Annotated in this window: 17 protein-coding genes; 10 read left to right on the top strand and 7 right to left on the bottom strand. The window is 72.8% G+C overall.

The annotated features are described in order from the left end of the window. Position 1: 1 nt before the first annotated feature. A complete protein-coding gene (locus tag GH740_RS00795; protein ID WP_153744222.1) occupies positions 2–2,116 on the bottom strand; it encodes a YhgE/Pip family protein in 2,115 nt (704 codons plus the stop codon). Next, complete coding sequence (locus GH740_RS00790) at positions 2,113–4,905, bottom strand: MMPL family transporter (protein WP_367640150.1); 2,793 nt, start codon at positions 4,903–4,905, stop codon at positions 2,113–2,115. Before GH740_RS00790 ends, GH740_RS00795 begins: the two co-directional genes overlap by 4 nt. A 135-nt stretch (positions 4,906–5,040) precedes the next feature. Between GH740_RS00790 and GH740_RS00785 the strand changes: the two genes are divergently transcribed. Beyond that, positions 5,041–5,688 (top strand): TetR/AcrR family transcriptional regulator, encoded by a 648-nt coding sequence (locus GH740_RS00785; RefSeq protein ID WP_172978236.1) that lies wholly within the window; start codon positions 5,041–5,043, stop codon positions 5,686–5,688. Between the two features lie 175 nt (positions 5,689–5,863). Here the strand turns inward: GH740_RS00785 and GH740_RS00780 are convergent, their stop codons facing one another. Then, positions 5,864–6,841: an o-succinylbenzoate synthase gene (locus tag GH740_RS00780; protein ID WP_172978235.1), complete on the bottom strand. Its 978-nt coding sequence runs from the start codon at positions 6,839–6,841 to the stop codon at positions 5,864–5,866. 109 nt (positions 6,842–6,950) lie between these two features. Between GH740_RS00780 and GH740_RS00775 the strand changes: the two genes are divergently transcribed. The 3 genes from GH740_RS00775 to GH740_RS00765 are packed head-to-tail and all read left to right on the top strand — an operon-like array spanning position 6,951 to position 9,038. After that, positions 6,951–7,286: a PadR family transcriptional regulator gene (locus tag GH740_RS00775; RefSeq protein ID WP_367640148.1), complete on the top strand. Its 336-nt coding sequence runs from the start codon at positions 6,951–6,953 to the stop codon at positions 7,284–7,286. Position 7,287: 1 nt separating this feature from the next. Beyond that, entirely contained in the window at positions 7,288–8,229 is a 942-nt protein-coding gene (locus tag GH740_RS00770) for a permease prefix domain 1-containing protein (RefSeq protein ID WP_153744219.1), read from the top strand. 26 nt (positions 8,230–8,255) lie between these two features. After that, a complete protein-coding gene (locus GH740_RS00765) occupies positions 8,256–9,038 on the top strand; it encodes an LLM class F420-dependent oxidoreductase (protein ID WP_153744218.1) in 783 nt (260 codons plus the stop codon). A gap of 3 nt (positions 9,039–9,041) precedes the next feature. Here GH740_RS00765 and GH740_RS00760 read toward each other — a convergent pair whose 3' ends face one another. Next, positions 9,042–9,452 (bottom strand): glucose-6-phosphate dehydrogenase, encoded by a 411-nt coding sequence (locus GH740_RS00760; protein WP_153744217.1) that lies wholly within the window; start codon positions 9,450–9,452, stop codon positions 9,042–9,044. An 88-nt stretch (positions 9,453–9,540) separates the two neighbouring features. On the opposite strand from GH740_RS00760, the gene GH740_RS00755 reads away from it, so the two are divergent. The 3 genes from GH740_RS00755 to GH740_RS00745 are packed head-to-tail and all read left to right on the top strand — an operon-like array spanning position 9,541 to position 12,597. Then, positions 9,541–10,455 (top strand): 1,4-dihydroxy-2-naphthoyl-CoA synthase, encoded by a 915-nt coding sequence (locus tag GH740_RS00755; protein WP_367640145.1) that lies wholly within the window; start codon positions 9,541–9,543, stop codon positions 10,453–10,455. Continuing rightward, positions 10,455–11,603 carry an AMP-binding protein gene (locus GH740_RS00750; RefSeq protein WP_153744216.1) on the top strand — a complete coding sequence of 383 codons (1,149 nt, stop codon included), beginning with the start codon at positions 10,455–10,457 and terminating at the stop codon, positions 11,601–11,603. Before GH740_RS00755 ends, GH740_RS00750 begins: the two co-directional genes overlap by 1 nt. Before the next feature lie 34 nt (positions 11,604–11,637). Further along, positions 11,638–12,597, top strand: a complete 960-nt coding sequence (locus GH740_RS00745) for a 1,4-dihydroxy-2-naphthoate polyprenyltransferase (RefSeq protein ID WP_367640143.1) — start codon at positions 11,638–11,640, stop codon at positions 12,595–12,597. Here GH740_RS00745 and GH740_RS00740 read toward each other — a convergent pair whose 3' ends face one another. Beyond that, positions 12,598–12,915 (bottom strand): DUF4229 domain-containing protein, encoded by a 318-nt coding sequence (locus GH740_RS00740; protein WP_367640141.1) that lies wholly within the window; start codon positions 12,913–12,915, stop codon positions 12,598–12,600. 72 nt (positions 12,916–12,987) lie between these two features. Between GH740_RS00740 and GH740_RS13960 the strand changes: the two genes are divergently transcribed. From GH740_RS13960 to GH740_RS00725, 3 genes are read left to right on the top strand one after another with little or no spacing between them, the layout of a single operon-like run. Then, on the top strand, positions 12,988–13,365 hold the full coding sequence (locus GH740_RS13960; RefSeq protein ID WP_153744215.1) for a PLD nuclease N-terminal domain-containing protein: 378 nt from the start codon (positions 12,988–12,990) through the stop codon (positions 13,363–13,365). Further along, positions 13,355–15,238, top strand: a complete 1,884-nt coding sequence (gene menD / locus GH740_RS00730; protein ID WP_367640138.1) for a 2-succinyl-5-enolpyruvyl-6-hydroxy-3-cyclohexene-1-carboxylic-acid synthase — start codon at positions 13,355–13,357, stop codon at positions 15,236–15,238. The genes GH740_RS13960 and menD overlap by 11 nt, the downstream gene beginning before the upstream one ends. Positions 15,239–15,262: 24 nt before the next feature. After that, a complete protein-coding gene (locus GH740_RS00725; protein WP_153744213.1) occupies positions 15,263–16,126 on the top strand; it encodes a PPK2 family polyphosphate kinase in 864 nt (287 codons plus the stop codon). Positions 16,127–16,291: 165 nt separating this feature from the next. Here the strand turns inward: GH740_RS00725 and GH740_RS00720 are convergent, their stop codons facing one another. Continuing rightward, on the bottom strand, positions 16,292–17,527 hold the full coding sequence (locus tag GH740_RS00720; protein WP_153744212.1) for an MFS transporter: 1,236 nt from the start codon (positions 17,525–17,527) through the stop codon (positions 16,292–16,294). Next, positions 17,524–18,093, bottom strand: a complete 570-nt coding sequence (locus GH740_RS00715; RefSeq protein ID WP_153744211.1) for a transcriptional regulator — start codon at positions 18,091–18,093, stop codon at positions 17,524–17,526. Before GH740_RS00715 ends, GH740_RS00720 begins: the two co-directional genes overlap by 4 nt. Positions 18,094–18,254: the final 161 nt, after the last annotated feature.

Raw genomic sequence — 18,254 nt, 5'->3', positions numbered from 1 at the left:
ACTACGCCGCGGCCGGCAGGTCCTGCAGCAGCGCCTTCACGCTCGTCGTCCGCCGTCGCACGACCGCCACGACCGTCGCGGCGAACGCGAGCAACGCCCAGATCACGAGCCCTGCGATCCCGGCGCCGAGGCCCGCGGAGCCGGTCAGCACGGCAAGGCCCGCGGTCAGTCCCGGTGCGGTCGGCAGCACCGCGGCGACGGCGACGAGGGCCGCGGGCACCGTGGAGACCACCCCGGTGGCGACCGCGAGCACGCCCACGACGGCCGCCAGCCATCGCCCGGCACCGCCGAACACGGCCACGAGCGCCTGGTTCACGGCCGCGAAAGCGACGCCGGCGACCGCGCACACGGCAGCGAACACGGCCCAGGTGCCCCAGTCGTAGGATGCCGCGAGCTGCACGACGCCGGCCACGAGCAGTCCCTGGACGGCGCCGATCGCGGCCGCCGGCGCGAGCGCGCGCAGGGCCAGCAGGGCCGACGGGCGGCGGGATGTCAGGGCCCGGCGGGACACCGCCTGCAGCGCCACGAACGATCCGAGCCCCCCGAACCACAGCGCGAGCATCGCCAGCAGCGGAATCGCCGCGGCACCGAACATGCTGTCGCCGAGGCCCGTCGCCGCCACCGGGTCGGCGACAACCGAGGCGAGGCTCTTCGCCTGCTGGTCGGTGAACGACGGCAGGGCGTCAGAGGCGGTGCGCAACCCCGACGCTATATCGTCCGCGCCGTCGGCGAGTGTGCCGGTGCCGCCGGCGAGCGTCCCGGTGCCGTCCGCGGACGCTGCCGCGCCGTCCGCCCACGCGCGCGCGCCGCCCGCCCACTGCGAGGCGCCCGCCGCGGCCCGCGCGGCGCCGCCGGACAGCGATGACGCGCCGCCGGCGAGCCTCGCGACGCCGGCCGCGGCATCCGTCGCCCCGCCGGCAAGGCCGGTCATGCCGCCGGCCACCTGCGTCATGCCGCCGGAGATCTGCGACAGCCCGCGCGCCGCCTGCGGCAGCCGGCTCAGTCCGTCCACCGCCTGCGCCATGACATCCGCGTTGTCGACGACCGCGGTCACCTGTGGCAGCGAGGTCTGCGCGCCGGTCGAGAGCTGGGTGAGCGTCGCGCACAGCTGGGCCGACCCGCCCTGGGTGCTGCAGTCGGCGGCCGCGGCGGCCAGCTTCTGAGTCAGGTCGGTCATGGACGCGCTCACCGTGTCCTTGTTCGCGGCCAGCCGGTGCGCGGCATCCACCACCTGCTGCGGGATCTGCGGGGTCTGGGACAGGCCGTCGGCGATCGTCGAGAGGCTGCCGGCCAGCTGCGTCGTGGTCCCCGCCAGGGTGCGGGCGCCGTCGGCCCAGGTGCCGAGGCCCTCGGCGGCCTTGTGCGCGCCCGCGGCCCATCCCGACGCTCCGGCGGACAGTGTCGTGACACCGGACGCGATGCCGTCGGCGCCCTCGGCGAGGCTCCCCGCCCCGGTGGACAGCTGCCGCACCCCGTCGGCGAGGCTGCGGGCACCGTCGGCCGTGGTGCGGGCGCCGTCGGCCCACGTCGCCGCGCCGTCCGCGGCGGTGCCGAGCTGGTCGCCGAGCGTCGTGAAGCTCACGAACACGTTCTGCAGCGTCGTCGACGACAGCGAGGAGCCGAGGACGGATGCCGCCGCCTGCGTCACCTGCGCGGTGATGGCGTCGTCGATGACCCGCGCATCCGGCGCCGTCTGAACGTGGATCGTCGCCTGCTGCGCGGGCACATCGGTCCCGGCAAGCTCCTTTCCGGGAGAGACGGCCGCGGCGGAGAAGCCCTCCGGGATCGTCACGACCGCCTGGTACGTCCCATCGGCCAGGCCCGCCTTGGCGTCCCGGGCGTTCGAGATCGTCCAGTCCAGATTGCTGGGCACGGCATCCGAGCCCTTCACGAGACCGGCGGTCAGCTGACGCCCCAGCGGCACCGTCCGGCCGTCGACGGTGACCGGCTGGTCGGCGTTGACGATGGCGGCGCTCATGGCGTCGAGCCGCTCGGCGGGGTTGTAGAGCGCGGCGGTGAGGATGCCGCCGATGAGCACCGGCAGCAGCACGACGCCGGCCAGGGTCGCCCACGTGATCGGGCGGCGGGAACGGGCGCGTTCGATGGGCATTCTCATGCTGTCACCTCGGAGGACGAAGCGGGAAGAACGGGGGCGCGCCGTGGGGCGGCGAGATCGATGACGTCGACGCCGGCGCGTCCGGCCTCGGCGAGGATGCGGCGCGCGCGGGCCGGGTCGGCGGCGGTGGCGACGACCACGAGGTCCGGGGTGACGGATGCCGCGTCCCGCAGGGCCGCGGTCAGCTGGTCGCGTGCACCCGGGGTGGTCGCGGCATCCAGCCCGTCGACCACCAGAAGGCGCGTGCGGCGCCGCAGCGCACTCCGCACGTCGGCCGCGGCGTCGGCGCTGCCGCCGAGGAGCGCCACGCCCGCGTGCGCGCGCACCCACAGCGCGCGCTCCGGCAGCAGGTGGCCGCCGACCTTCAGGCGCCCGGACGTGGGGGCGACGCGACCCGCCACGGTCAGTGCGAGGGCGCGCGTCGCGCGCGGATCCGCGCCGGCCAGCAGCAGCGACCCGCCCGGCTCGACACGGAACACGACGTCCTGGTAGAGGGTGATGCCGTCGTGGTCGGCCAGGCTCAGCCCGTCGGCGACGGCCGCCGCGGTCGTGCGCGGCTCGGGCCAGTCGGCGAGCGAGATCTCGCGCTCGACCGCCTCACCCTCGATGTCGAAGTGCGGGAGCACCCGGTCGAGCCATCGCGGCATCCACCATGCCTTCGCGCCGAGAAGGGCCATCACGGCGGGCACCAGCGTCATCCGCACCACGAACGCGTCGATGGCGATGCCGGCGGCCAGGCCCAGCGCTATCGGCTTCAGGCTCGAGTCGCCCTCGGGAACGAACGCGGCGAACACGGCGAACATGATGACGGCGGCGGCGGTGACCACGCGCGCGGAGGCGATGTACCCGGTGCGGACGGCGTCGACGGCGAGCTGCCGATCGCGGCTGCCGGCGCGGCGCCGGCGGCCGTGCACGTAGTCCTCGCGCATGCGCGACACGAGGAACACCTCATAGTCCATGGCGAGGCCGAACAGCACGCCCATCAGCACGATCGGCATGAAGCTGATGATCGGGCCGACCTTCGTGACGTTCAGCAGGTCGGCGCCGACGCCGTGCACGAACACGAGCGAGACGACGCCGAACGCCGCCGCGACCGACAGCAGGTATCCGGCGGTGGCCTTCAGGGGCACCCAGATCGAGCGGAACACTATCGTCAGGAGGACGAGCGAGAGCCCGACCACGAAGACCCCGAACGGCAGCAGCGCCCCGCCGAGCCGGTCGGAGATGTCGATGGCGACGGCCGTGAAGCCGGTGACCTTCAGGTCGACGCCGTACTCGTCGAGGATGCGGTCGTGCTGCGCGCGCAGTTCGCGCACCAGGTCCGCGGTCGCGGGGTCGTCGGGGGCCGTGGTGGGGATGACCTGGACGATGCCGGTGTCCGCGGCTCCGTTGGGGGTGGCCAGGGCCACGCTCTGCACGCCCGGGAGCTTTTCGATGTCGGCGCCGATGTCCTTCATCAGGGTCAGCGGGTCGTTGCTGGTCACTATCGTCCCGGTCATGATGAGCGGTCCGTTGAACCCGGGGCCGAAGTGCTCGCTCACGAGGTCGTACGACTGGCGCGCGTCGCTGTCCTTCGGCAGCATCCCGGCGTTGGGGAGGGCGAGCGCGAGGCTCGTCGCGGGGATCGCAAGCATGCCCAGGCCCAGCACCACCGCGACGGTGGTGACGATCGGATGCGTCGTGACCAGGCCGACCCACCGGCCGGCGAGGCCCCGCCGGGCGCGCCCTTCGCCCCGCTCGGCCTGGGCCTTGCGGGAGCGGCGCGCCCACCCGGCCACGCGGCCCTTCGTGAAGCCGAGGAACGCGGGCGTCAGCGTGAGCGCGACCATCACCGCGATGGCGACCGCGACGGCGGCGGCGATGCCCATCGTCGTCAGGAACGGGATGTTCGCGAATCCGAGCCCGATCAGCGCGATCAGCACGGTGACGCCGGCGAACACCACGGCGGATCCCGCCGTCCCGGTCGCGCGCGCGGTCGACTCCTCGGGGTCCATGCCCGATCTGACCTGGTCCTGATGCCGGGAGATGATGAACAGCGCGTAGTCGATGCCGACCGCGAGCCCCAGCATGAGCGCCAGCAGTGGGGTCGTCGACGAGATCGACGCGAAAGCGGTGGCCACGAAGATCAGGGCCATCGACAGGCCGACGCCCAGCAGCGCGGTCAGCAGCGGCATCCCGGCCACGAGGAACGACCGGAACGTGACGATCAGCACCAGCAGCGCTATCACGAGACCCACGGCCTCGATCGGGGAGAGCGCCGGCAGCGACGTGGCGAACAGGTCGCCGCCGAGGTCAACCTGCGAGCCGGCGGGCAGCGCGGTGCGCAGCCCGTCGACGACGTGCTCGAGGCTCGCCTTCGTGTCGGCGCTGACGTCGGTGACCTGCCCGGAGAACTGCATCCGGATGATCGCGGCGGATCCGTCGTCGGAGATCAGGCCGTCGATCTGCGTCGAGAACGGGTCGCTCACGCCCAGCACGCCCGGCAGCTTCTCGATCTCGGCGATCGTGGTGTGGATCTTCTGCGTGAAGGGAGCGGCATCCACCTTCTGCCCGTCCGGGGCGACGACCACCGCCTGCGCGCTGGTGCCGGAGACCTGCGGGAACGTGCGTGAAAGCTGCTCCAGGCCCGCCTGCGATTCGGTGCCGGAGATCGAGAACGAGTTGTCCGTGCCCTGCGCGAACAGCGCAACGCCGCCGCCGGCGAGAGCCAGCAGGAGGAGCCAGCTGACGAGCACCCGCCACGGGTGGCGGTACGACCAGCGGCCCAACGCGGCGAGGAGAGTGGACACGAGGCCTCCGGAAGTGATGCGACGGGATTCCGATACGTCTTCGTATCCAATACAGGAGTGTATCGGATACGTTCGTGTATCGTAATCCCGACGCGAACGCCGAGGCTGGATACTGAATGTGAATCGAGGGATGCCGTGACCGACGCCGCCAGTGGGACCCGCAGCCGCGAGAACACGCGGGTGCGCCTGCTCGACGCCGCATTCGACGTCTTTGCCGATGTGGGCCTGGACGCGGCATCCGTCGAGGCCGTCTGCGAGCGCGCAGGGTTCACGCGCGGCGCCTTCTACTCGAACTTCGAGTCGAAGGACGAGCTGTTCCTCGAGCTGATGACGACGGTGTCCGACCGCAAACTCGCCACGATCACGGAGCGCGTCAAGCGCGTCACGGGGGGCGAGGGGGAGCCGGCGACGCCCGCCGAGGTCGTGCAGAACCTGGTGGACGCGTCACTGGACACGCGACAGGGCGTGCTGCTGATGAGCGAGATCCGCATCCGCGCCATGCGCGACGAGCGGATGGCGGCGGCGTACCGCCAGTGGGGCGAGGGGATGACGCGACGCGTCGCGGACCTCGTGAACGACCTGGTGTCCAGCTACGGGCTGACGCTGCGGATGCCGGCGTTAGGTTTCGCGCAGACGATGCTCGAGCTGTGGGAGAACACGTCGGTGGCGGCGGTCATCGCGGGCCTGGACGACGCCGCGGCCCGCGACCTCATCAGCACGCGCACGCAGGAGCTCGCGGCCGCCGTGGTCGAGGGCTTCACCGGCCCGGCCGCAGGTCGCTGACTCCTCGGCTCGGCCGAGGGTCGACGCGGCGCCTGCCCTCGGCCGAGCCGAGGAGAATGGCCGAGGCGAGGACGGATCCGCGCGAAAGAGCCCTCGCGTCGGCCGATCCCCTCGCCTGGGCCGAGGATGATGGGCCGATCGCGGGCCGAGGATGGCGGGCCGAGGACGCCGCGGCTCAGCCGGGCAGCAGTGCGTAGCAGCGCGCGAGCCGCGCGAGCCACCACGCGGTGCGGTCGGGGGCGGCGGCGAGCTCGTCGAGCCGTGCGGGGTCCGGTGCGACCCGGCCCACCGGCAGCATCCCGCCGGCGGGACGCAGCGGAGGGGTCGTGACATCCGCCGTGAACAGGGATGCCGTGCCCAGGCCGCAGTCGTGGTCGAGCATGGGCAGCGCGGCGGCGAGGGTCACGCCCATGCCGAGGCCGATCGAGGTGTCCAGGGCGCTGGAGACGACCGCGGGCAGGCCCGCCTGCGCGACGATCTCGAGCGCGCGGCGCGCTCCGCCCAGCGGCTGCGCCTTGACGATCAGGATGTCGGCCGCGCCCGCGCGGGCCACGGCCAGCGGGTCCGTGGCCTTGCGCACGCTCTCGTCGGCGGCGATCGGGACGTCCCAGCGGCGGATGCGCGCCCGCAGCTCGGCGAGCTCGTCGACGGTCGCGCACGGCTGCTCGACGTACTCCAGGTCGGCGTCGGCGAGGGCGTGGATGGCGCGCTCGGCCTCGTCGACGTTCCAGCCGCCGTTCGCGTCGATGCGCACGCGGCCCTCCGGTCCCATCGCGGCACGCACCGCCTGCACGCGCGCGACGTCCTCGGCCAGACTCTGGCCGCGCTCGGCGACCTTGACCTTCGCTGTGCGGCATCCGTCGTAGCGGGCCAGCACGGCGGGCACGGCGCCGACGGCGACCGCCGGGACGGTGGCATTGACCGGGATGGCGTCGCGCACGGGGGGCGGCTGCTCGTTCCACCCGAAGTCGATCGCCGCGGCGAGCCACGTGGCGGCCTCGGCGTCGCCGTACTCGGGGAACGGGGAGAACTCCGTCCACCCCTCGGACCCGCGCAGCAGCACGGCCTCGCGCACCGTGACCCCACGGAACCGCGTGACCATCGGCAGGGCGACGACCCGAGCCTGCGCGAGCAGCTCGTCGAGCTCCGGCATCCTCACGCTCCCATCTTGGCCCGCACCGCGGCGGGCGCCTGCATCGAGATAGCGAGACATCAAAGGAGGCGATTGACAATAGTGTGTGTCACACAGTACCGTGTGGGATGTGAGTGAGAATGAGATCCTCGAGACGCATCTTCAGGAGCTGCGGCGCGGCACGGTCGTGCTGGCATGCCTGCGGCTGCTGACCGAACCCGGTTACGGGTACGGGCTGCTGGAGGAGCTCGACCGTCGCGGGTTCGCGACCGACGCCAACACGCTGTATCCGCTGCTGCGACGACTCGAGAAGCAGGGGTATCTGACCAGCGAGTGGAACACCGACGAGACCCGGCCGCGCAAGTTCTATCGCACGAGCGCTGCCGGAACCGCGCTCGCCGCCACGCTCACGACCGACTTCCGTGCGATCGCACATGCGATCGCCGCACTCCCCGAGGAGAACTGACATGGATGCCGCAACCCTCACCGACCGCTACGTCGACGCCGCGATGCGCACCGTGCCCGAAAAGCAGCGCGCAGACCTATCCGCCGAGCTGCGCACATCGATCGCCGATCAGATCGACGCGCGTGTCGACGCGGGCGAGAAGCCCGACGCCGCCGGCCGTGCCGTGCTCACCGGACTCGGCGACCCCGAGAAGCTTGCCGCCGGCTACACGGGCCGCGACCTGCACCTGATCGGCCCGCGCTACTACCTCGATTGGTGGCGGCTGCTCAAGGTGCTGCTGTGGATCGTGATCCCGTTCGCGGGCGCCGGTGTGGCCCTGGCGCAGATCATCGCCGGCGCGCCGGCCGGATCGATCATCGGCTCGGTCTGCGTCACGATGATGACTGCGGGCCTGCATGTGGCGTTCTGGACCACGCTGGTGTTCGTGATCCTGGAGCGCTCGGGCCGCGAGACGATGACGAGCGAACCGTGGACGCCCGACAAGCTCCCCGAGCCCAAGGCGAGCGGCGCGACGTTCGCGGACATGGTCGCGAGCATCGTCATGATGGGGGTGCTGGCCGGTGCCGTGCTGTGGGACCTGTGGCTCGGCTTCGTGCCGGAGCATCGCGTGTCGCTGGTGAATCCGGCGCTGTGGCCCACGGCCGTCGTCATCCTGTTCGCGATCATGGCCCTGGTCGCCATGCTGTCGGTCGTCGTGCACGTGCAGGGCCGCTGGACGATGCGCACCGCGATCGCGAACACGGTCTTCGCACTGCTGGCCGTCGGCACGTTGGCGTACAACAGCGGGCACCTGCTGAACCCGGCGTTCTTCGAGGCCGTGATCGACGACGACCCGGCAGGAGTGCACCGCATCCTCACGATCCTGTGCTGGTTCTTCATCGCCGGCATCGCGCTGTGGAGCATCATCGACGCGTTCCTCAAGGCGCACCGCGCCCGCGGGTGAGGCGAACACCCTCGTAGGCTGAGACGATGCTCCTCGACACTCCCGTGCGGCTGGGCGTCCAGCTCCGCCCCGAACACGTCCGCTACGCCGATCTGCGCGGTGCCGTGCGCCGCCTCGAAGATGCGGGCGTGGACATCCTGTTCAACTGGGACCACTTCTTCCCGCTGTACGGCGACCCCGACGGCACCCACTTCGAGGCCTGGACGATGCTCGGCGCGTGGGCCGAGCAGACATCCCGCGTCGAGTTCGGCACGCTCGTCAACTGCAACGGATACCGCAATGCCGACCTGCAGGCCGACATGGCGCGGACCCTCGACCACATCTCCGGCGGCCGGTTCATCTTCGGCACCGGCGCCGGCTGGTTCGAGCGCGACTACGACGAGTACGGGTACGAGTTCGGCACGCCGGGCACCCGGCTGGACGCGCTCGCTGAGGGACTGCGGCGCATCGAGGCGCGGTGGGCGAAGCTGAACCCGCCGCCGACCCGTCGCATCCCGGTCATGATCGGCGGCAAGGGCGAGCAGAAGACGCTGCGCCTGGTCGCCCGGCACGCCGACATATGGCACAGCTTCGTCCCCGCCGACGGGCTCGCGCACAAGCTCGACGTGATCGAGCGGTGGGCGCAGAAGGAGGGGCGGGATGTCGCGGACCTCGTGGTCTCGAACGAGCTGCACCGACGGGACGAGCGGGATGCCGACGCCCTGCACGCCGCGGGCGTGCGCCTTTTCACCCTGGCGATGGCGGGTCCCGACTACGACTATGACGTCGTCACGCGCTGGCTGGCCTGGCGCGACGCGAAGAACCGCTAGGCGTCAGGCCACGCGCTGCCCGCACATGCCGCAGACCCCCGTCGCAGGCACCTCGACGAAGCAGTCCGGGCAGATCAGCGCGGGCCTCTCGACGACCTTGCGCGCCGGCTGACGGACGGGACGCTCGGCCTGCGGCCGCGGCGCGCGCGTCGCGCCCGCCGTGCGGGACGGGCTCGCCACCGGCGCGGGAGCCGCGGTGCGCGGCGTGTGCTCCGCGCAGTACAGGCGCACCGTGCCGGCCGGGTCGTGCGGATGACGGTGCTTCACCGCCCACAGCGCGGTGCGCGGCAGCGGATCGGCGCCGACACCGCACGTGGTGCAGCGCGCCGGATCGCCCGGCATCACGGAATCGGCGATCATCGGCGTCTCGAAGGGGAGCGCGCTGCGCCAGTCCGACGACCGGGTGATCCTCATGCCTGCCTTCCGGATGTCGCCGGTCGGCGGCATCCTCTTCCAGTCTCGCATCGATGGGCGACGCCGCGTCCCCGCGTACGCTGGTGCCGTGAGCGTTTCCGAGCTGTTCGACCCCGCACAGTGGATGCCGGCGCCCGGCCCCGACGGCGGCGCCGCCGCCTACACCGACATCACGGCGCACGTCTCCCGCGACGGCCGCATCGCCCGGATAGCGTTCGACCGGCCCGAGGTGCGCAACGCGTTCCGCCCACGCACCGTCGACGAGCTGTACACGGCCCTGGACATAGCCCGGCAGGATCCGCGGATCGGCGTCGTGCTGCTCACCGGCAACGGGCCGAGCCCGAAGGACGGCGGCTGGGCGTTCTGCTCGGGCGGCGACCAGCGCATCCGCGGGCGCGACGGGTACAAGTACTCCGACGACGAGGCGGCCGTGCACGACCCCGCGCGCGCCGGGCGCCTGCACATCCTCGAGGTGCAGCGCCTGATCCGGTTCATGCCGAAGGTCGTCATCGCCGTGGTCCCCGGATGGGCGGCCGGCGGCGGGCACTCCCTGCATGTGGTGTGCGACCTCACAATTGCCAGCCGCGAGCACGGCCGGTTCAAGCAGACCGACGCCGACGTCGGCTCGTTCGATGCCGGCTACGGCTCGGCGTACTTCGCGCGGCAGATCGGGCAGAAGTTCGCCCGTGAGGTGTTCTTCCTCGCCGAGGAGTACTCCGCGCAGCGCGCGTACGAGATGGGCGCCGTCAACCGCGTCGTCGCGCACGCCGACCTCGAGCGCGAGGCGATTGCGATGGCCCGCACGATCCTCACGAAGTCGCCGACCGCGATCCGGATGCTGAAGTTCGCGTTCAACGCCGTCGACGACGGGATGGTCGGCCAGCAGGTGTTCGCCGGCGAGGCGACCCGCCTCGCGTACGGCACCGACGAGGCCGTCGAGGGACGCGACGCGTTCCTGGCCAAGCGCGATCCGGACTGGTCGCCGTACCCCTGGCAGTTCTGATGCGGCTCGCCCCTGTCCCCGCCGAGGGCGCGGCGGTGCTGCGCGCGCTGCGCGGGATTCTGGACGGCACCGGTCCCGCGCTCGGGCTCGGGATGACGGATGCCGCGCCGCGCGCGGTCCCCGACGGCACCGCCGCCGTGATCACGACGTCCGGCTCCACGGGCATCCCGAAGGCCGTCGTGCTCGGCCGCGCCGCGCTGCTTGCCAGCGCTGCCGCGACCGCGGCCCGGGTGGGCCACGGCCCGTGGCTGCTCACGCTGCCGGCCGGATACGTCGCGGGTCTGCAGGTGCTCAGCCGCTCGCTCCTGGCCGGCCACGAGCCCGTGCTGCTGGAGGGGCACTTCGACCCGGCCGCTTTCGCCGCCGCCGCGCGCGCCATGCCGCCCGGCTCGTACACATCGCTCGTGCCCGCACAGCTGGCCCGGCTGCTGGACGCCGCCGACGGCGGCGACCGGGCGGTGGGCGACGCGCTGCGCGGCTTCGCGGCGATCCTCGTCGGCGGGCAGGCGCTGCCGGCGACCGTGCGACAGCGGGCGGAGGATGCCGGCGCCCGCATCGTGCGCACGTACGGCGCCACCGAGACGTGCGGGGGCTGCGTGTACGACGGCGCGCCGCTGGAGGGCGTCCGGATGCGCGTCGTGGACGGCGAGGTCCGGCTCGCCGGCCCCGTGCTCGCCGACGGGTATCTGGACGACGCCGCCCTCACCGAGCGGACGTTCGTGCGCGACGCCGACGGCGTCCGCTGGTATCGCACCGGCGACGCCGGCACGATCGAGGACGGCATCCTGCGCATTCACGGCCGCATCGACAACGTCATCGTCTCCGGCGGCGTCAACATCTCGCTGGACCGGGTGGAGCGGATAGTGCGGGATGTCCCGGGTCTGGCCGGCGCGGTCGTGGTCGCGGTTCCCGACGAGCGCTGGGGCGAGGCATCCGTCATCGTGGTCGCCCGGACAGGCGCCGCCGAATCCGCGCCGTCGAGCGCGGCGGACGCTCCACAACTCCAGGCCGCTCGGCAGGCCGTCGCCGCCCGGCTCGGACCGCACGCGCGACCGGCGCGGCTCGTGCTCGTCGAGCAGCTGCCGACCCTGCGCAGCGGCAAGCCCGACCGCGCCGGGATCCGGCGCGCCGTGCTCGCACAGCGCTGACCGGGTGCCGGTGGGGCACCCCTACAATGCAGTCGTGGCAGCCTCCTCACGCAAGACGCGCACCCCGCCCCGGTCGAACCCCGCAGGCAGGCCCGGCCGGACGCCGGCCCGGCGCATCCCGAAGCCGACCGCCCGCGACTGGATCGGCGCCGCGCGCCTGCGCACGCTGCCGCTGGCGATAGCGCCCGTGCTCATCGGCACCGGCGCCGCGCACGTCATCGACATCCGGTTCCACTGGGTGCTGGCGCTCGGATGCCTGCTGGTGGCCGTGCTCCTGCAGATCGGCGTGAACTACGCGAACGACTACTCGGACGGCGTGCGGGGCACCGACGACGTGCGGCACGGTCCCGCGCGGCTGACGGCCTCCCGCAGGGTCAAGGCGCGCACGGTGCTCGTGGTCGCGCTCGCGTTCTTCGCGCTCGCCGGGCTCGTGGGCCTCGCGCTCGTGATCCGCACGCAGCAGTGGTGGATGCTGGCGGTCGGCGCCGCCTGCATCCTCGCGGCGTGGTTCTACACCGGCGGCAGGCGCCCGTACGGCTACCACGCGCTCGGCGAGCTGTTCGTGTTCGTGTTCTTCGGGCTCGTCGCCACCGTCGGCACGACCTGGATCCAGGTGCAGTCGGCCCCGCAGGAGGCGTGGCTGGGCGGCGTCGGCGCCGGGCTGCTCGCGGTCGCGGTGCTCGTGGCCAACAACCTCCGCGACATCGAGCAGGATCGTACGGCAGGCAAGAAGACGCTGTCCGTGCTGATCGGCCGACGCGTGTCCCAGATCCTTTTCACGATCTGCCTTCTGCTCGCATTCGCTCTGGCCGCCCTGATCGCCGTGTTCTACCCGATCGCGTGGCTGGTGCTGCTGGCGCTGCTGGGCGGCATCCCGGCCCTGCTCATCGTGTGGCTGTACGGCGACCCGCGCGAGCTCGTCGTCGCACTCGGCGTGACGTCGCTGACGGCGGTCGCGTACGGGGCGCTGCTGATGTGGGCGTACGTCGGCTGATCAGAGCGGGGAGGGCGCGTCCGGGCGAGGCCGCTCCTCGTGGCGCAGTGCCGCGTTCGCGGCATCCTCGATGTCGGCGTCCTTCTCCGCGGCTGTCGGGACGGTCCGTGCGGCGCGACGCACGGCCAGCCCCTGGGCGACATCGTCCAGCGGGCGACGCAGGAAGATGATCGACAGGGACAGCCCGATCAGGGTCGCGAAGATCAGCGCGAGCCAGTACATCTCGCGGAAGATCGGGAACAGCATCATGATTCCCAGCGGCACCAGGAACGCCAGCAGGCGCAGCACCGAGTACACGACGACGGAGCGGGTCTTCACCCCGCCATCCTACGCAGGACGCCTGGACGAAGGCTCGGCTCCCGCTCAGGCCTTCCGGCTTAGGATGAGAGCATGGCTCGGCTGCTCCTGATCCTCGCCCTGGTGGCGGTGGTCTTCTGGGTCTTCAGTGTGGTGGACTGCGCGGTGCAGCCACTCGGCCGGCACCGTGGCGTGAGCAAGGGCATGTGGGTCGCCATCGTCATCGTGTTCCCGGTCCTCGGCGGCATCCTCTGGTTCACCGTCGGGCGCATCAGCGGGCGCGCTGACCGCGTCGTGGCCCCCGACGACGACCCCGAGTTCCTGCGCCGGATCGGCACGCCGCACCGGTCGTCGCGCCCCGATCACCGTTCGCGCGCCGATCAGGACGAGCGGATCCGGCAGCTGGAGCAGGAGCTGGCCAAGCTCGACGACGACGACGATCCGCCCTCCGGCCCGCGTCGTGGCCACTGAGGACACCTCTGGCGACGGCCATCCCGCGCACACGAACGCGCTCCCGGGGTCGGCCGCCACGGATGCCGCGGCCGCCCTCCTCGCCCGGTTCGTCGCCCGCGGCGTTCGCCACATCGTCGTGAGTCCCGGATCGCGCTCGCAGGCGCTCGCCCTCGTGGCCGCCGAGCTGGAGCGGCAGGGTCTTGTCGCGCTGCACGTGCGCATCGACGAACGCGTCGCCGGGTTCACCGCCCTCGGCATCGGGCGCGAGACGCGGATGCCCGCCGCCGTGGTCTGCACGTCCGGCACCGCCACTGCGAACCTCCTGCCCGCGGCTCTGGAGGCCGACCACGCCGGCGTGCCGCTGCTGCTGCTGACCGCCGACCGCCCGCCCGAGCTCCGGGGTGTCGGTGCGAATCAGGCCACCCGCCAGCCCGGGATGTTCGGGGACCATGTGCGCTGGCAGTGCGACCTCCCCGTCCCGGATGCGCTCGATCCCGACGGCACCGGCGCTGCGTCGGCCGCGGTGCGGACGGTGGCGGACGCGGCGATGGATGCCGCGCTCGGCGCCGCCGGACCGTGCGGCCCGGTGCACCTGAACCTGCCGTACCGCGAGCCCCTGTCCGGCCCGCTCGATCCCCGGTCCCTGCGCGAGGCGGCCGTGGCCGACGACCTCGACAGGGCTCGGAGCGCGGCCGCTGCCCGCGACGACGACGGCCGTTCTGTGAGCGAGACGGCACGCCTGCACGGACCCCGCGACCGCCGGTCGCTGGGCGAGCGCGACGAGACCAGGAGCGGTGCGACCGGGACGATGGGTGCCGCGATCGGGAGGGGAGCGCCGCACGCCGTCCTGCCCCGCGGCCCGCGCACCATCGTCGTCGCCGGCGCGGATGCGGGCCCGGACGCCGAGCAGCTCGCGCACGACGGCGGCTGGCCGCTCGTGGCCGAGGTCGTCAGCGGCGCCCGCTTCGGCCGCCGGCTCGTGCACGGCTACCGCGCCCTGCTGCGCGACGCGGACCTCGGCGGGCGCGTCCAGCGCGCGGTCGTGTTCGGACATCCCACCCTGTCCCGCGAGGTCGTCGCGCTGCTGTCGCGCCGCGACCTGCAGATCATCGCCGTGGACGGACCGGGGGAGCGGCTGAACCTGAACGGCGCCACCGCGCCCGTGGCATCCGTCGCCGTCGACGGCGACGCCCCCGACCACGAGTGGCTCGCGGCATGGATGCGCGCGTCCCAGCCGCACGCCGTGGACGTCGCCCCGCCGGCACCGGACGCGGCCGGGCTTGCCTCCGCCGTCCCGCGCGAGCACCTGGGCGCCCTCGCCGCTGAGGTGCGCGCGCTGCGCGCCCCCGTCACGCGCGAGGTGCTCGTGGATGCCGTGTGGCGCGCGACGTGGCCGCACGACCGGCTGGTGTTCGGATCGTCGCGCCTGGTGCGGGTCGCCGATGCCATCGTGCACGGCAAGAAGGTGCCGGTGCACGCGAACCGCGGACTGGCCGGCATCGACGGCACTGTCGCCACCGCGACCGGCATCGCCGTCGCCAGCCAGGCCGGGGGCACCGCCGGGGTGACCCGGGTGCTGCTGGGCGACCTCGCGCTGCTGCACGACGTCGGCGCGCTGCTGCTGCCGGACGACGAGCCCACCCCGCGCATGCAGATCATCGTCGGCAACGACGGCGGCGGCACCATCTTCGATGGGCTGGAAGTGGCATCCATCGCCGACGAGACGGCGATGCGGCGAGTGCTGTACACGCCGCACGCGGTGCGGATCGGCGAGCTCGCCGACGCGTACGGGTGGGAGCATCAGCGCGTCAGCACCCGCGCCGCCCTGGATCAGGCCCTCACCGCGGGCGGCGCACCCCGGCGGATCATCGAGGTGCCCCTGGACCGCTGAGGGCCCTGCCACCAGGATGGACGCATGGCCTCGAAGCGTCAGAAGCACTGGACCGGGGACGTCGCGACGCTGCTGCGGGTCGGTCCCGGGTTCCGTCTGGACCGCGTCGACGCGGAGGAGACCCCCGGGTACCGGCGCCGCAAGAAGGATTCCATCGACAACCTCGTGGCCGGCGCGGACGAGTTGAGCGACCTGCAGGAGCGCCTGTACGCGGCCAGTCGCGCGCAGGCGACGGATGCCGCGGTGCTGCTGGTCTTGCAGGCGATGGACACCGCGGGCAAGGGCGGGATCATCCGGCACGTCGTGGGGTCGGTGGACCCGCAGGGGGTCGACCTCGCGGCGTTCAAGAAGCCGACCGACAAGGAGCTCGCACATGACTTCCTGTGGCGGATCCGCGCGCGCGTTCCGGATCCCGGCGTGATCGGCGTTTTCGATCGCTCGCATTACGAAGACGTTCTGATCGGCCGCGTGCGGGAGCTCGCGCCGCCGGACGAGATCGAGCGCCGGTACGGGGCGATCAACGCGTTCGAGTCGGAGCTGGTCGGCCGCGGCATCCGGCTCGTCAAGGTGATGCTGCACATCTCCGCGCAGGAGCAGCGCGACCGGCTCGTGGAGCGGCTGGACCGGCCCGACAAGCACTGGAAGTTCAATCCTGGCGACATCGACGAGCGGATGCGGTGGTCCGCGTACATGGACGCGTACCAGACCGTGTTCGAGCGGACCTCGACGGATGCCGCGCCCTGGTACGTCGTGCCCGCGAACCGCAAGTGGTACGCGCGGCTGGCCGTACAGGCGCTGCTGCTGGGCGCGCTGGCCGACATCGACCCGCAGTGGCCCGCCGCGACGTTCGACGTCCCCGCCGAGCGCGCCCGCCTCCTCGCGACCTGACGCGCCCTGCGCGCCCCGCGCGCAAGGCCCCAGGACCGCGAGAGTGCATCTGACGGACGAAGGAGCGGTAAGTTACCGCATCCTCGTCCGTCAGAAGCACTTTCGCCGATGAAGGCACCGGGTCGAGCGGGCGCCGACGCGGGGGCGTCGGGCGGCGCTCGTGCGTCAGAACCCGCGCCAGCGGCGGCCGAACCCGGTCGCCAGGATCGTCACGAGGTAGAGCGCGGCGGCGGCGATGAGCGTCGCCGTGAGGCCGAACGCGTCGACCCCGAGGCCGGCGACGAGGCTCCCGAGCGGCATCGCGGCGGTCACGCCCGCCGTGATCCCGCCGAGCACTCGGGCGCGGACCCCGGCGGGGATCAGCCGGTACAGCGCCGAGTCGATCAGCGGGTTCAACGGCCCCGCCGCGACGCCGGCCAGCGCCAGCACCACCGCGACGACGGGGAAGGGCGGTGCGAGCGCCAGCGTCAGATACGGCGGCACGCCGGCGAGCAGGAACAGGATCACGTACAGCGCGTGCCGCGGGACCCGGTCGCCGATGATGCCGTACAGCGCCGCGCCCGCGAGCGCGCCCCCCGCGAAGCACGCGATCATCACGCCGAGCTCCGCGCCGCCGTGACCGAGCTCGGTCGCATACAGCGGCTTGAGCACCGTGAGCCCGGCGGTGTCGATGGCGTTCGTGATCACCACCATCGCCACGACTGCGCGCACCAGCGGGGTGCGCAGCACGAACCGGATGCCGGCGGTCAGCCCCCGCCAGCCCGCGGCATCCCGAGGCTCGTCGTCGTGCCACTGGCCCTCGGTCAGCCGCATCACCGGCACGAACGCGACGGTGAGCGCTATCGCGACGGCGAAGGCCGCCGCGTTGACGAGCATCGCCGGCGCGGGGCCGGCCAGCGCGACGAGGAGGCCGGCGGCGGCCGCCCCGAGCATCGTCGCCGTGCGCGACACCGTGGCCTGCGCCGCCGCAGCACGGGGGAGGGGGATGCCGGCGAGCTCGGCCAGCTCGGGGATCTGGCTCATCCGGGCGGCCGAGCCGGGGGCGTCCAGCAGGTTCGACGCGAACACGAGCGCGAGGAGGGCCCAGAGCGGCAGGGCTCCGACGGCCGCGAGGACCGGGATCGCGAGAACCGTAATGCCGCTGGCGGCATCCGCGATGATGCTGGCCCGGCGGAAACCCAGCAGGTCGACGGCCGCGCCGCCCAGCACCCCGCCGATCACCAGCGGAAGCGTGGCGGCGATCCCCGCGGCTGCCGTCGCGAGCGGCGTGCCGGCCAGCTGCAGTGCAATCAGCGGCACCGCCACCGTCGTGATCGCATTGCCGGCGCGGGAGACGCCGTCGGCGGCGAGCAGCGCCGAGAGCGGAACGCGGCGGCGGATGGCGGTACTCGGGGTGGTCATGGCCGTCGGAACGCGGAGTAGATGACGCGCACGGGCGCGGCATCCGGCCGGTCGCGGTCGCTGCGGGCGTGCCAGCGAGCCGCGAGCGCCACGAGTTCGTCGCTGAGCTCGCGCAGTTCCGACGCGGTCAGCCACGGCATGTCGTCGCCCATCGTCGCGGCCGCGATCCAGTCGTCATCCAGGGTCGACTCGGTCTCGAGGTACGCGAGCTGATCGGCGGCGTACAGCTGGACGAACGTCTGCCGCATCGCGTGCGCGGCGTCGCGCTGCGCAGGGTCGTGCTGCAGTTCGGCCGGGGTGAACGTCGTGGTGTCGGCCGTCGCGCGCCACCACCGCTCTCGGCCGTCGCGGGCCAACTCCGGCGCCTCCTCGACGAAGCCGTGCCGCGCGAGCGTGCCCAGGTGGTAGCTGATCGAGCCCGGTGCGGCGCCGAGTCTGCCGCCGAGCGCTCCGACGGACTGGGCGCCTTCGGTGCGCAGCGATCCGAGGATCTGCAGCCGCAGCGGATTGGCCAGCGCCCGCAGCGCGGAGGGATCGGCGACGTGGATCCCGCGCGTCTCGTCCATACCCGGATTCTAACCCCGCAAGACTCATTGCACAACGAACCTTGTGCGAACCTCTTCCCGCGAAAGTGCAGCTGGTGGACGAGGGTATGGGTTTTTCCCGCACCCTCGGCCGTCAGTTGTACTCTCGCGGACAGAGACGCGGCGGAGGCGGGATGCCGCTG

Origin of the sequence: Microbacterium sp. SYP-A9085, from assembly GCF_009649635.1 — a bacterium.
Taxonomy (GTDB): domain Bacteria; phylum Actinomycetota; class Actinomycetes; order Actinomycetales; family Microbacteriaceae; genus Microbacterium.
Note: the sequence above shows the minus strand (reverse complement) of the source record. Positions and strands in the feature narration are given on the sequence as shown.